This window comes from Actinoplanes sp. CA-051413, assembly GCF_050955795.1.
Taxonomy (GTDB): Bacteria; Actinomycetota; Actinomycetes; order Mycobacteriales; family Micromonosporaceae; genus Actinoplanes.
In genome coordinates this window covers 1,867,249-1,880,778 of sequence record NZ_CP192100.1, presented here as the reverse complement: position 1 = coordinate 1,880,778, position 13,530 = coordinate 1,867,249, and the positions used below count along the sequence as shown (strand labels likewise).

Annotated in this window: 12 protein-coding genes and 1 tRNA gene; 7 read left to right on the top strand and 6 right to left on the bottom strand. The window is 68.1% G+C overall.

The features are described from left to right. Positions 1-35 precede the first annotated feature (35 nt). From ACQP2Y_RS08965 to ACQP2Y_RS08955, 3 genes are all read left to right on the top strand, one after another. Complete coding sequence (locus tag ACQP2Y_RS08965) at positions 36-1,604, top strand: dolichyl-phosphate-mannose--protein mannosyltransferase (RefSeq protein WP_433726271.1); 1,569 nt, start codon at positions 36-38, stop codon at positions 1,602-1,604. Between the two features lie 315 nt (positions 1,605-1,919). Next, positions 1,920-4,028 carry a galactose oxidase-like domain-containing protein gene (locus ACQP2Y_RS08960; RefSeq protein ID WP_433726269.1) on the top strand — a complete coding sequence of 703 codons (2,109 nt, stop codon included), beginning with the start codon at positions 1,920-1,922 and terminating at the stop codon, positions 4,026-4,028. Between the two features lie 83 nt (positions 4,029-4,111). Further along, positions 4,112-4,957, top strand: a complete 846-nt coding sequence (locus tag ACQP2Y_RS08955; RefSeq protein ID WP_433726267.1) for a GNAT family N-acetyltransferase — start codon at positions 4,112-4,114, stop codon at positions 4,955-4,957. Between the two features lie 75 nt (positions 4,958-5,032). Here ACQP2Y_RS08955 and ACQP2Y_RS08950 read toward each other — a convergent pair whose 3' ends face one another. Next, the gene (locus ACQP2Y_RS08950) at positions 5,033-5,677 is read right to left on the bottom strand and encodes a hypothetical protein (protein WP_433726265.1); all 645 of its coding nucleotides are present in this window, start codon (positions 5,675-5,677) and stop codon (positions 5,033-5,035) included. An 88-nt stretch (positions 5,678-5,765) separates the two neighbouring features. After that, positions 5,766-6,284, bottom strand: coding sequence for a cupin domain-containing protein (locus ACQP2Y_RS08945; protein WP_433726263.1), 519 nt, complete (start codon positions 6,282-6,284; stop codon positions 5,766-5,768). Positions 6,285-6,798: 514 nt separating this feature from the next. Here ACQP2Y_RS08945 and ACQP2Y_RS08940 point away from each other — a divergent pair. Beyond that, complete coding sequence (locus ACQP2Y_RS08940; RefSeq protein WP_433726261.1) at positions 6,799-7,578, top strand: hypothetical protein; 780 nt, start codon at positions 6,799-6,801, stop codon at positions 7,576-7,578. Positions 7,579-7,668: 90 nt separating this feature from the next. On the opposite strand, the gene ACQP2Y_RS08935 is transcribed toward ACQP2Y_RS08940, so the two are convergent. From ACQP2Y_RS08935 to ACQP2Y_RS08920, 4 genes are all read right to left on the bottom strand, one after another. Beyond that, positions 7,669-7,743, bottom strand: a tRNA-Val gene (locus ACQP2Y_RS08935). A gap of 59 nt (positions 7,744-7,802) precedes the next feature. After that, positions 7,803-8,267: a peroxiredoxin gene (locus tag ACQP2Y_RS08930; RefSeq protein WP_433726259.1), complete on the bottom strand. Its 465-nt coding sequence runs from the start codon at positions 8,265-8,267 to the stop codon at positions 7,803-7,805. A gap of 75 nt (positions 8,268-8,342) precedes the next feature. Beyond that, positions 8,343-8,774, bottom strand: coding sequence for a DUF3052 domain-containing protein (locus ACQP2Y_RS08925; RefSeq protein ID WP_360820325.1), 432 nt, complete (start codon positions 8,772-8,774; stop codon positions 8,343-8,345). 107 nt (positions 8,775-8,881) lie between these two features. Beyond that, positions 8,882-11,164 carry a thiamine pyrophosphate-dependent enzyme gene (locus ACQP2Y_RS08920; protein WP_433726256.1) on the bottom strand — a complete coding sequence of 761 codons (2,283 nt, stop codon included), beginning with the start codon at positions 11,162-11,164 and terminating at the stop codon, positions 8,882-8,884. A gap of 129 nt (positions 11,165-11,293) precedes the next feature. Here ACQP2Y_RS08920 and ACQP2Y_RS08915 point away from each other — a divergent pair, with 129 nt between their 5' ends. Genes ACQP2Y_RS08915 through ACQP2Y_RS08905 form a run of 3 tightly spaced genes read left to right on the top strand, consistent with a single transcriptional unit; the run spans position 11,294 to position 13,452 of the window. Continuing rightward, the gene (locus ACQP2Y_RS08915) at positions 11,294-11,761 is read left to right on the top strand and encodes a GbsR/MarR family transcriptional regulator (protein WP_433726254.1); all 468 of its coding nucleotides are present in this window, start codon (positions 11,294-11,296) and stop codon (positions 11,759-11,761) included. After that, positions 11,754-12,668, top strand: coding sequence for an ABC transporter ATP-binding protein (locus tag ACQP2Y_RS08910; protein WP_433726252.1), 915 nt, complete (start codon positions 11,754-11,756; stop codon positions 12,666-12,668). The genes ACQP2Y_RS08915 and ACQP2Y_RS08910 overlap by 8 nt, the downstream gene beginning before the upstream one ends. Further along, positions 12,655-13,452, top strand: a complete 798-nt coding sequence (locus ACQP2Y_RS08905) for an ABC transporter permease subunit (protein WP_433726250.1) — start codon at positions 12,655-12,657, stop codon at positions 13,450-13,452. The genes ACQP2Y_RS08910 and ACQP2Y_RS08905 overlap by 14 nt, the downstream gene beginning before the upstream one ends. Positions 13,453-13,530: the final 78 nt, after the last annotated feature.

Sequence of the window (13,530 nt, the reverse complement as noted above, 5' to 3'; positions counted from 1 at the left end):
GATCAGACCTCGACGGCGGACCCTACGATCGCCCGGTGACGATCGCGGCGGCAGCTCGGACTGCGCTCACCCCGCCACCACCTGCGCCGACCGGTGCCGCGGGATCGGGCAGTGTGCCCGACATCGTGCGGCGGCGGCTGGCGACGCTCGAGAACTGGCTCGATCCGTACTCGTGGGTGGTCACCGCGGTCATCGTGGCGATGGCGGCGATCCTGCGCCTGAACGGCATCAGCAGCCCGCGCCGGTTGGTCTTCGACGAGAAGTACTACCCGACCGACGCGTGGGACATGCTGCGGCGCGGCGTGGAGTGGGACGAGACGGCCAACGGCCCCGCGTACGTGGTGCATCCACCGCTGGGCAAATGGTTGATCGCGCTGGGCGAGAAGGTGTTCGGCAACAATCCGCTCGGCTGGCGTTTTTCGGCCGCGATCGCCGGCACGCTGATGATTCTGATTCTGATCCGGGTCGCGTACCGGATGTTCCGCTCGGTCCTGCTGGCCGGAACGGCCGGCCTGCTGATGACGCTCGACGGCTTTCAGCTGGTGCTTTCCCGCACCGCTCTGCTCGACATCTTCCTGGGGCTGTTCATCCTGGCGACCTTCGCGGCGGTGCTGCTCGACCGCGACCATTACCGTCGCCGCCTGCTGCGCGCGCTCAAAAACGGCTACGACCCCAGCAGCACGCCGAAAGTGCCGTGGATCGTGCCGTGGTGGCTGCTCGTCGCCGGCGTGCTGTTCGGGCTGGCATGCGGAGTGAAGTGGAGCGCGCTGTTCTTCCTGCCGTTCCTGGCCGCGCTGATCGTTGCGTGGCGGGTGGGCGCGCGCCGTTCCGCCGGTATCCGTGGCCCGCTCATTGCCGGCATCGTGGGTGATCTGGGCTGGGGCGTGCTGAGTTTCATTCTGACCGGCATCGTCTATCTGGCCTCGTGGACCGGCTGGTTCGTCACCGACTCCGGTTATTTCCGGCATTACCGGGAGGCGATCGGCCTGAACGAGCCACCGATCCTGGGTCCATTGCTCAATCTGCTGCATTACCACTCGGTGGCGTACACCTTCCACAGCGGCCTGACCGACCGGCATTCGTCGCAGTCCTGGCCCTGGCAATGGCTGTTGCTGGGCCGCCCGGTGCCGTTCTATTGGAACGGCGCCGGCGACTGCGGCGCCCCGAGCTGCGCCCGCGAGATCCTGCTGCTGGGCACGCCCATTCTGTGGTGGTCGTTCCTGCCCGCGCTGGGCGCGCTGGTCTGGTTCGGCATCGCCCGGCGGGACTGGCGGGCCCTGGCCATCGGTACGGGCGTGGTGGCCGGCCTGCTGCCCTGGTTCTGGTACGCCGTCAAGGACGGCCGGACGATGTTCTCGTTCTACGCGCTGCCCGCCCTGCCCTTCCTGATCCTGGCCGTGGTGTACGTCCTGGGCGCGATCATGACGCCCGCGCGGGACGAAGGCGCCCATCCGGACCGCCGGTTGATCGGCACGGTCGTCGCCGCGGGATACGTGGTCGCGGTCGCCCTGTGCTTCGCCTACTTTTTCCCGATCTTTGTCGGCCAGTTGATGACCTACGAAAACTGGTACGACCGGATGTGGCTGGGCACCCGTTGGGTCTAGTTCGGAATTTCCACCTTTTTCAGCCTGTGTAACGGCTTGCCGCAGGACCGTGCGGAGCCAATTGTCCACTCGCCATCCGACGTTGTCCGTTCGGTTGTATCACGTGCCCGGACGGAGCTGCGAATCGGCCGTAAGGCACGTCCAGCAGGCATTGATGATCCATTTAATAAAAGTTAAGGTGACGCCACTGAACACATCAGACGGTCAGCGAGACGACATTCGCGGATCTCGCACCAACGGGGATACAACTCGACGTGGGTTCCGGCGCGCCGTCCACAGCTGCTGATCATTGATCTCCGGCGAAAGGACCCTGCCATGCGTACCCGTCGTAGGTTGATCTGGTCTTCTCTGTTGTCGGCGGCATTACTTTTCGGCGGCTCGGCAACGGCCGCCGGCGCACCCGGCCAGCCGGCGGTTGAGCCGCACACCCACACCCACGAACAGGCCCATGAGCACGCTCATCTGGCGGACGACGCCGAGCACATGGCCGAGGACCTGGTGGGCACGCCGATGCGGGAAATCGAGCAGAAGACCGGAGAAAAGGCTAGACAGATCGAACGCCGAACCGGGGTACGCCCCGGGACGGCGCGCGCCACCAACAGGGCACTGGCCGCCGATCCCGGGCAGTCGGGATCGTGGAGCCCGGTCACCGCCACGTCGGTCGTCCCGGTGTTCCAGGCGGTGCTGCCGAACGGCAAACTGTTGATCTGGGATTCCGTCGGCGACAACGCGGCCGAGTCCTATCCGAATCACACCTTCACCCGCGCCATGGTGTGGAATCCGGCCGACAACACCACCAAACGGGTCGACCTGCAGGGCTCCAACATCTTCTGTGCCGGCTTCGCGCACCTGGCGAACGGCAACATTCTGATCGCCGGTGGAAACGCCAACGCGCAGCTCGCCGGAACCGTCCGCACCTATGTGTTCAACTGGCAGACCGAGACGTGGACCCGCGGCAAGGACATGGCCGCCGCCCGCTGGTATCCGGCGGTGACGCAGATGGCCAACGGCGAGGAGGTCATCATCGGCGGTGGACCGACCACAGCCGAGGTGTACCAGGCGAACGGCGCCATTCGCGCGCTGACCGGCTTCACAAAATACGGCGCTCGCTTGTATCCATTCATGGGCTCGCGTCCCGACACGCAGCTCGGACTGATCGGCCCTTACACAACCGGATACACCATCAACACCGCGGGAAACGGCGTGATCACGGGAACCGCGACCCGGGACGCCATCACCCGGGACTACGGCAGCTTCGCCACGTACGACGTGGGGAAGACAATCGTCGTCGGAGGCGGAAACATCACCGAGGATGGCGTCGCGAAGGTCCCCAGCCGGACCGCGGTCGTCATGAACAGCACGACCGGCCTGATCCCGACCGTCGCAGCGACCGGCTCCATGACAACGAGACGCCGGCAGCACAACGCCACTGTGCTCGCTGACGGCTCGGTGCTGGCGACCGGGGGCATGACCAGTGCCGCGACCAACAGCCTGGTCGACCTGAACAACGCGGCGACATCGGCCGAGCGGTGGGATCCGGCGACGGGCCAGTGGACGGAGCTCGCGAGCGCGAGCCGTATCCGGCAGTACCACTCGACGGCAGCGCTGCTTCCGGACGGGCGGGTCATGACCGGAGGCGGCGGCATCTGCGGCATTTGCATGACGGCGGGATACCTCGAGAAGAACATCGAGTACTTCAGCCCGCCGTACCTGTTCAAGAAGGACGGCACCGGCGAGCCGGCGACCCGCCCGACCATCTCGGCGGCACCGGCGAGCGTCGCCATCAACGCGAACTTCTCGGTCACGGTCGGCGACGCGACCGACATCAGCAAGGTGGCGCTGGTCGGCCTCAGCGACGTGACGCACGGCGTGGACCAGGGGCAGCGCTACGTCCCGCTGAAGTTCACCGCCTCAGGCACAACACTGACGGTCACCGGCCCACCGACCGGCGGCGTGACGCCTCCCGGCTACTACATGCTCTTTGTCATCAACTCCGAGGGCGTGCCGTCGATCGCGAAGATGGTCCAGGTCGCCAAGAGCCCGAACCCGCTGATGAGCGGCGTCAAGAACGGCACCCAATGCATCGACGTACCGTCCTCGGCGTTGGCGATCAAGACATATCTGCAGGCGTACGCGTGTAACAACACCAAGGCGCAGGCTCTGACCCGTCTGCCGAATGACAACACACTGCGGGTGCTGGGCAACTGCATCGACGTACCGTCGTCGACGTACGTGACGGGTCAGAAGATCTGGACCTACCGATGCAACAACTCAGCGGCCCAGACGTGGCAGTTCCGTACGGACGGCACGGTGCGGCCGCTAGGGAATACGGCGCTGTGCCTGGCGTCGGCCTCAACAGCCAGCAAGGCGGCGATCCTGATCGCCACCTGCAACGGCAACGCACTCCAGAAGTGGACCTGGTAACGATCAGAACCGGGCGGTGGGCGCGGTAGGTTCCCCAACCTCCGCGCCCACCTTTTCCCGAACACCCGGCCTAAGGTGACTCCGTGGATGTCGGCCGGTCGCCCCTCTTCTGTGACGTCAACCTGGCCAGGCGCATCGAGCAGGCGGAGGCGCAGCTCATCACCGAATGCAGCCGCGCCTCTCAGCGTCGCACCGGGACCACGACAGGGTTCGTCACCTCTGTGGCCGGCGGCGTGGCGAGCTTCGCCGAGAGTGACTCGCCGTTCAACAAGGTCGCCGGGCTGGGCTTCAGCGGAGTGCCGAGCGCGGCCGAAATGGACGAGATCGAGGAGGCCTTCGCCGCCTGCGACAGCCCCGTCCAGATCGAGCTCGCGCACCTCGGCGATCCTGAGATCGGCACCTTTCTCATCGAACGCGGATACCGGCTCGTCTCGTTCGAGAACGTGCTGGGTCGTGCCCTCGACCGCGTCGAGCGAGTCATTCCGCCCGGTATCGAAGTCCAGCCGAGCAACGACCACGAGTTCGAGGCCTGGCTCGCCGTAGTCGTGGATGCCACCCTCCATCCGGATACGCAAGGAGTGCCGTGGCACGAGGAGTTCCCGCGCCAGATCCTCGAGGATGCCGAACGTGATGCCACTGCGGCCGGGGCAACGCGCTACACCGCACTACGCGATGGGGTCATCGCCGGCGGAGCCAGCCTTCGCATGTCCGACGGCATCGCCCAACTGACCGGCGCGGCTACGGCATTCGAGCACCGCCGCCGAGGCGTACAGACGGCGTTGACTTCGGCCCGGCTCGCCGATGCGGCCTCCGCGGGCTGTGACATCGCTGTAGTAACGACACAGCCGGGTTCCAAATCTCAGCAGAATGTGCAGCGCCAAGGGTTCGATCTTCTCTACACCCGCGCGGTCCTGGTGAAACAGTCCTGAATACCGGGTGTTTATCCTTCTTGTTCGGTGGTACCGCGGATGCTTCTTCGCCGGGATCATCCGCGGCGGTTGCGGTCAGCGAGAATTTGATTCCGGCCGCCACGACGGGGGTCTGGCCTGTGCCTTCTGCGCCTCATACCCAACTCGAGGATCGCCGGCGTGAAGTCCCGACCACCAGCGCTTGCCGTCGGCGACAAAATCCTCCAGCGCAACCGGAGTCCCATCGGCGCGCAGGACCCGAAGCCCTTCGAATTCCACGACGCCCTCGATGCAGTAGGCGACCTGGTCGCCGTCCTCCTCGCGGCCGCACTCGTTGAACCAGTACAGGCTGTGCCTCGCCGGCGTCGACGCCAGTCCGAGGTCCAGGCTCAGGAGATCCGGCCAGTCGTCGATCAACTCTGGCGCGTCCAGGAACTGCCAGCCATACATGGACCCGGACCGTGACAACGAGGCCAAGAACTCGTCCACCGATTGCAGGTCGGGCAAGGGCACGGCCGGCCCGTAGGCGTCCACCCCCATCCGATCGCGACGGAGCAGAACCCGCACCCTCGACGGATTGGACAGGACGAGCATTCTGCGGGTGTCCGGATCAACCGGACCATACTCAGGCACCGAGAGGACATGCAGCAACAGCACGATGCTTCCTGATCGCTCCTGAATGCCCACCACGTCGGACTCGTTCAGCGCGACGTCGAGCTCACCCCACCAGGACTCGCCCACGACTTCTGCCCTTCCATCGTGAGACTTGATCGTTGCATCAACCTGCGGCAGAAGCTCGGCGATATGAGGTTCTGGGTGGGCGTTGAGATCAGTGGGCTGTGGTCGAGGATCCACTCAGCAGCCGACCGCTCGCGCATCGCGGCGGGTTGTCCTCAATCCGGAAGACGGGCGGGTCAGCGCTCGGCGCAAGGTATGTCACGTAGGACGTTCCCCCGTTGGCACTGGTGACCTGCCCCGCCGCGTCGCCGCTTTCGGTCAACACCGAACCATTAGGGAGACCGGGTCCGTACGTCTTGGCACGGCACTTGGAATCCCAGAACGTCAACGAGCCCGTTTCGACGGCGATGATCACCACACCGGGATGGTGGTGCCAGCCGGTGTGGCCGCCGGCCTCGAAGATGAACCGCTGGACGCGAACATCGGTCCGCTTGTTCGTCAGCACCTTGACCCCGTCGCTGTTGATCTTGACCTTGTGATCGAGGTCCGCCGTCACGAGGACGGGCGCGGTGAAACCACTTCCGGGCGATGCGAGGGCAGGTGGCGGCAGGAGAGCAGCCCCCAGGAGCACTACGGCTGGTGCGATCATGAGCAGGCGGCGGCGTTTCATCGGAACTCCTTGGTGCTTCTGGAGACCGAAATGGTTCCCCGGCCTCAGTGCCAGTGGAGAACCCCCGCACTGACACCATCCGCCCGGTCCCAGACCCTGTCCATAGCTCGATCGGACGTCGTAGGGGGCGTGGGACAGACCTTGATCTCGACAACGGCACGATGCAACGGGCCGACGGTGGCGGCCGCGATCTGCGCCCGACGCATCCGACCCTGGGGCCTCAAGTACTGCATCCGTCACGCCAAGCGAGTCCGCGAGCGCGTCGGTTACATCCAACCCGGTCGAGACCTGACCGCTACCGCTCTGGACATGGCCACCGGCGAGTCCGACGATATTCTCTGGACGTGGGAGTTCGGCCACGCGGCTTGGGCCGACCCCATCGTCGACGAGGTTACAGATCACTTGACCTGAATCCTTGACGCATCAAGCGAAGCCTGACATCGCCGGCGGCGGCCTGTGTCCCGTCACAGCTGATGCTTCATGGTTACAACATCGAAGGCCGTACCCTGCCGGGGTGATCACACAGCTCCTCGCCGCGGTCGGTCGTCGTCGGCGGGGCATCCTGGCCGTCGGTCTCGTTTTGTCGGCCGCCTACGTCTTGGCTCACCTCTGGTTCCCTGCTCTCGGACGACGCACATTTCCGGCAATGGTCGCCACCACGGCAGTCCTTCTGCTGATGGGCGTTGTCGCGGCGTCCTGGAGCCGACCACGGTCCTTCATGGTTCAGCCACACGTGCCGGCATTCAGCACTCCACCACAGCCGATGTTCGCCTTCATGGGGCTCGCCTTCCTGGTTCTGGGCACCGGAATGGCGGCCGACGTCGTCCGGGACCGGGCATCGGAGTCGTTTCTGCCGGATCAGCTGGTTGAGCTGGCCTACCCGTGCATCGCCATCCTGTGGGTCGCCCTCGCGTGGCGGGATTCAGGTGTGCAGCTTCGTCCCGATGGGCTGTGGCAGCGAGGCGCTATGGGTTCGCTCGTCGTCCCCTGGGAGGCCTCGCCCGCCGTCCCGGCGTTACCGCCGGACCCGGACGCGAAGACCGTGCGGCTGAGCTACGGCCGCCCTGACCTGGTGCGTCGACGCGGCCTCCACCTGTACCGAAATCAACTGCGTCCGCACGCCATCGACCCACGATTTCTCTGCGCCGCCATCCGGTACTACAACGCCCATCCCCAGCATCGCCCGGCTATCGGCACGCAGGCCGAGTACGAACGCGTCCTGCCGCACCTCTTGAGCTCGCTCGACTGGTCACCGCCAAACGAACTGAGACCGACGGGACGAGACGGTCGTTGAGCCCGGGCGCGTCACCCGGCTGCCGCGCCGGAGCTCCCCCGCGCGACCACCGCGCCGTGGGGAGTCCGGGGGTCGCTCCCGGAGCCAGAATGGTGGGCGCGGTAGGTTTCGAACCTACGACCCCTCGCTTGTAAGGCGAGTGCTCTCCCACTGAGCTACGCGCCCGGTTCCCGCAGTAACCGGAGTGGTCATCGTACCCTTCCGGTTTCCGGCGTCCGGAGGGCCTAGAAGATCGTTTCTTTCAGGGTGTCCCGCCAGGTTCTCTGGTCCCGGCGCTGGCCCGGGGCCTGCTCGTCGGCGTAGCGGACCTGACCCTGCTTGTCGATCACGAAGGTCCCGCGGTTGGCCACGCCGGCCTGCTCGTTGAAGACCCCGTAGGCCTGCGCCACCGCCCCGTGCGGCCAGAAGTCTGACAGCATCGGGAAGTTGTAGCCCTCGGTGTTCGCCCAGATCTTGTGGCTGTAGACCGAGTCCACGCTCACCGTCAGCACCTGTACGTAGTCGTTCGCGTACTGCGGGAGGTTGTCGCGGATCTCGGCCAGTTCCCCCTGGCAGGTGCCGGAGAACGCCAGGGGGTAGAACACCAGCAGGACCGCCTTGCGGCCGGTGAAGTCCGCGAGGGTGACCTCCTGGTTGTTCTGGTCCTTCAGCGTGAAGTCCGGCGCCTGCGTTCCCACCTCGATCGGCATGGGATCACGATAGCGGGCGTACGTCGAATGGCCGGTCGCCCGTCCTCAGGGCGCCGGCCGGCAGAAGTACCGCAGCTACTTCTTCTTTGCGCCTCGCGGGGACACCAGCCGGGCTGCCGTCCAGTCCTTGCCCGCGTTCACCGTCGAGGTCTGCTGGAGGCCGGCTGTCTGCGCGGACTCGCTCACTTCACTCGGCTCGACGTGGCCTTCGCGGCCGGCCTTCGGGGTCAGCAGCCACACCACTCCGGTGTCGGCCAGCGGCCCCAAAGCATTGGTGAGCAGGTCGAACAGGTCACCGTCGCCGTCTCGGTACCAGAGCAGTACCGCGTCGACCACCTCATCGGTGTCCTCGTCTTCCAACTCCCCACAACGTTCGGCCAGGGCGTCACGGAGGTCTTCGTCGACATCGTCGTCGTAGCCCATCTCCATGACGACCGAGTCCGGTTCGATCCCGAACCGGTCCGCCGGGCTACGTACGCCGTCGGCCTGACCAGCGGTCGCGCTCACTGTCGAATGCCTCCTTGTTCCGTGGTCGGGACCGATGCCGGTCCCGGTCTGGGTAGTCCACACAGTTGTGGCTCTGCGCGCAAGTGGCGCACCGAGTGTGTGGCAATTTACCGCGCCAGCAGCGCGTGGGCACCCTGTGTGATGGCATCTTCCCCGATCAGGACCTGTTGTGCTGCCGGACCCAGCGGAACGAACGAGTCCGCGGCGGCCACCCGGCGGGCCGCGCCGACGAATCCGCCGTCCACGAGAGCCGCCAGGATGCCCTCGCCGACGCCGCCCGAGCGTCGCGTCTCGTCCACGATCAGCACCCGTCCGGTCGCCGACGCCTCCCTGACCAGGTCGGCTGTGGGCAGCGGGGACAGCCAGCGCAGGTCCACCACGCGCGAGCCGTACCCCTGGGCGGCCAGCCGGGCCGCCACCCGCAGCGACATCGGCAGCCCGTTGCCGAACGTCAGAATGGTGAGATTGTCGGCCGATCCGATCGGGTAGGTCCGGGCGCGCCCGATCGGCGTGTGTGCGTTCGCCCACTCCAGAGGACCCGCGTACGGCGCCAGCCACTCGTTGTCGCCCGGTTCGTACAGGTCGCGGGTGTGGTAGAGCGCGATCGGCTCCAGGTAGACGCAGACGCTGCCGTCGGCCGCCGCGGCGGCCAGGCAGGCCCGCAGCATCGGTGCGGCGTCCGCGGCCCGCGCCGGCACGGCCAGGACCAGCCCGGGTACGTCGCGCAGCACGGCCACCGAGTTGTCGTTGTGGAAGTGGCCCCCGAAGCTCTGCTGGTAGGCCAGGCCGGCGACCCGCACGACCATCGGGTTTCGGAAGGCTCCCTTGGAGAAGAAGCCCATCGTGGCCGCCTCGCCGCGCAGCTGGTCCTCGGCGTTGTGCAGATACGCCAGATATTGGATCTCCGGGATCGGCAGCAGGCCGGCCAGCCCGGCGCCCAGGCCGAGGCCCAGGACGGACGTCTCGTCGAGCAGGGTGTCGAAGACCCGCTCGGCCCCGAACCGGTCCCGCAGGTTCTTCGTGACGCCGTACACGCCGCCCTTGACGGCCACGTCCTCGCCGAACAGGACCGCGCCCGGGGTGGCCAGCAGGGCGTCGGTGAGGGTGGCGTTGATGGTCTGCGCCAGGGTCAGCGGGCCGCCCTGCTCGGGCAGCTTGCCGCCGAAGGTCTGGGAGCGGGCGTGCGCGCCCGGGCCGCCCGCCCTGGTGGCGGCGTCGGCGATCACCCGGGCCGTGCGCAGCGGGCGGCGCGGGGCCAGCGGGGCCATGACCTCGGCCGCGCTGGTCAGCTTGGGCTCGTTGAGCACCTCCTCGGCGACCTTGCGGACCTGCCAGCCGACCTCGTCGTAGCGGGTCAGCAGCTCCTCGACGCCGAGGGTGCCGCTCTCCACGAGCAGCCGGGCGGTGCCGACCAGCGGGTCGCGTTCCAGGTCGCGGGTGATCTCCTCGGCCGAGCGGTACGCCACCTCGGCGTCGGCGCCGGCGTGACCCATGAGCCGGACCATGGTCAGGTGCAGCACGGCCGGGCGGCGCTGCTCGCGGACCCAGTCGGCGGCCTCACGCGCGGCGTCGTACGTGGCCGCCAGGTCGCAGCCGTCGGCGCTGAAGTAGCGGATGCCGGGGCGGCCGCGCAGCGTCTCAGCCGTCCAGCCGTCGGGTGACGGGACGCTGATGCCGTACCCGTTGTCCTCGCAGACCAGCAGCAGCGGCAACCGCTGCCCGGTGTGGTCGTACCAGCCGGCGGTGTTGAAGGCCGCGGTAGCGGTCGCGTGATTGACCGACGCGTCGCCGAAGGAGGCCACCGCGACGGCGTCCCCGGGCCAGGGCGTCTGCTTGCCGCGGGCGATGCCGAAGGCGAGGCCGACGGCCCGCGGCAGGTGCGAGGCGATGGTCGAGGTGGTCGGGATGATCTGCAGGTCGGCGCGGCCGAAGACCTTGTGCCGGCCGCCCGCGATGGGCTCGGTGGCCGCGGCCACCACCCCGCGCAGCACGTCGCGGGCCGCCTCGACCAGCGGGTCCTTGCGGGACTCGTCGTCGCTCTCGACGCCGGCCTGCAGCGCGCGTGCACAGTAGAACCCGCCGGACCGGTAGTGCAGCAGCGCCGGGTCGTCCACCCGCAGAGCGGCCGCCACCGCCGCGTTTCCCTCGTGGCCGGACGAGCCGATCGTGTAGAAGCCCTCGTTGAAGCTGCGCAGCCAGCGCGCGGCCAGGTCGAGGTGGCGGCTGGTGAGCTGGGCGTCGAAGAGCTCTCTGGCCCGGGCCCCGGTGAGGGCCGAGCCGTCGCGGATCGGTTCGTCGGGTGCCGGCCGCCGGCCGCTCGGCTGCAGGGCCGAGACGGCGTCACGGAAGCGCTCGTCGAGGTTCTGCGGGGTGGTCACGCGACCCAGCATTGCCGACCCTGGCGAGCACCGCCACCGCGCGTGAGTGCCGTAGGACACTCGGTCGGATTTATGGCTGGTCTTCGATCTCCGCGAGGACTAAGTTCAGAACGTACTGAACATTGAAGACTAGGGGAACACGTGGACATCAGCGCCGAGCGCCGCTACGCCGAGGAGGCCGGGGTCGTGCTGGCCGGCATGGGCATGCCGCAGGCGTACGGGAAGCTGCTGGGCTGGCTGCTGATCTGCACCCCGGCCGCGCAGAGCGGCGCCGAGCTCGTCGCCGCCCTCGGGCTCTCCAAGGGCTCGGTCAGCGCCGGCCTGCGCACGCTGGAGGCGAGCGGGCTGGCGCGGCGGGTGGCCATGCCCGGGCGCCGCGGCTCCTTCTACGAGATGACCCCGGACGCGATCATGCGCGCCGCGGGCTCGGAGAAGTTCACCTACTTCCGGCAGCTGATGGACCGCGGCCTCGAAGTCGTGGGCGGCGAGGACGCCCCCGGCGCCGAACGGTTGCGGACGAACCGGGATTTCTACGCCTTCCTCGAGGTCGAGGTGCCCAAGCTCATCCAGCGATTCAAGGACGAACAGAGAGGACGGAGTGATGGCTGACCTGGCCATCTCCACCCAGGACCTGGTCAAGACCTACGGCCGCGGCACGCGCGGCCTGGCGGGACTCGACCTCGAGGTCAAGACCAATGAGGTGTACGGCTACCTGGGCCCCAACGGCGCCGGCAAGTCGACCACCATCCGCATCCTGCTGGACCTGATCCGAGCGACCAGCGGCACCGTCCGCGTACTGGGCCTGGACCCGCGCGCCGACGGGGTGGCGCTGCGCCGGCGGATCGGCTACCTCGCCGGTGACTTCGTCGTCGACGGCCGGCAGACGTCGCGCCAGCTGCTCACGTACCTGGGGAATCTGCGCGGCGGCGTCCCGGCCGCGCGGATCGCCGAGCTCGCCGACCGCCTGGGTCTGGAGCTGGATCGCCAGATCCGGGGTCTGTCCAAGGGCAACCGGCAGAAGGCCGGGGTCATCCAGGCCTTCATGCACTCCCCCGAGCTGCTGGTGCTCGACGAGCCGACCAGCGGGCTGGACCCGTTCCTGCAGCAGGAGTTCGTACGGCTGGTGCAGGAAGCCCGGCGCGAGGGCGCGACGGTCTTCATGTCGTCGCACGTGATGAGCGAGGTGCAGCACACCGCCGACCGGGTCGGCATCATCCGCGACGGCCGGCTGGTCGCCGTCGAGAGTGTCGAGTCGCTGCGCGCGCACGCCCTGCGCAGCGTGACGCTCACCTTCGACGGTGCCTTCGACGCCGCCGACTTCGCGCGGGTGCCGGGCTTCACCGACCTGACCGTGGCTGGCCCGACCCTGCGCGGACGGCTCGCCGGGCACACGGACGAGCTGGTCAAGGCCGCGTCGCGGTACACGGTGCGGGACCTGCTGTGCGAGGAGCCGGATCTCGAGGAGATCTTCTTCCACTACTACGCGCGGCCGGAGGCCGACCATGTTCCTGCGTGATGTCTACCCGAAGGCCCTCTGGGACGCCCGGCGGTCGCTGCCGGGGTGGACGGTGGCGATCGCGGCGGTCGCCCTGATGTACGCGGCGTTCTGGCCGACCGTGAACTCGCCGGAGATGGCGGACGCGCTCGCGGCGTACCCGGACGACGTGCTGGCCGCCTTCAACTCGGGCGACCTGGGCACTGCGCAGGGTTACCTGGGCGGCGCGGTCTACGGGCTGCTGGTGCCGCTGCTGGTGGCGGTCTTCATGATCGCCGCCGGGGCCCGCGCGGTCGCCGGCGACGAGGAGGCCGGGACCCTCGACCTCGTCCTGGCCCATCCGGTGAGCCGGCGCGGGCTGGCCCTGCAGCGGCTCGGCGCGGCGCTGACCGGCATGGCGGTGGTCGCGGTGGTCCTGTTCGCGCTGCTGGTGGCCCTGCGGGCGCCGTTCGAGCTGGAGACGGTCGCGGTCGGTGGCTTCCTGGCGATGAACGTCCAGCTGGCGCTGTTCGGCGCGATGTTCGGCACGCTGGCCTTCGCGGTCGGCGCGGCCACCGGCAGCAAGAGCCTGGCGCTGGGGGTGAGCGCGGGCGTCGCGGTGCTGGCGTACCTGGCCAACAGCGTCTTCCCACAGGTCGCCGCCCTGGAGTGGACCCGGAACGTCTCACCGTTCCACTGGTATCTGGGCGGTGAGCCGCTGACCAACGGCGTGCAGTGGGGCGGCGCGGCAGCGTTGGCGGGCACGGCGGTCGTCCTGGCCGCGGTGGGCGTCTACCGCTTCGGCCGCCGGGACATCGGTGGGTGACAGTGCGCCGAACGGCTGCGCGGGCCGGCGGACAGGTGCTCAGCTGGGAACATGGCGGTGCTGGGCCGGCTCGCGCAG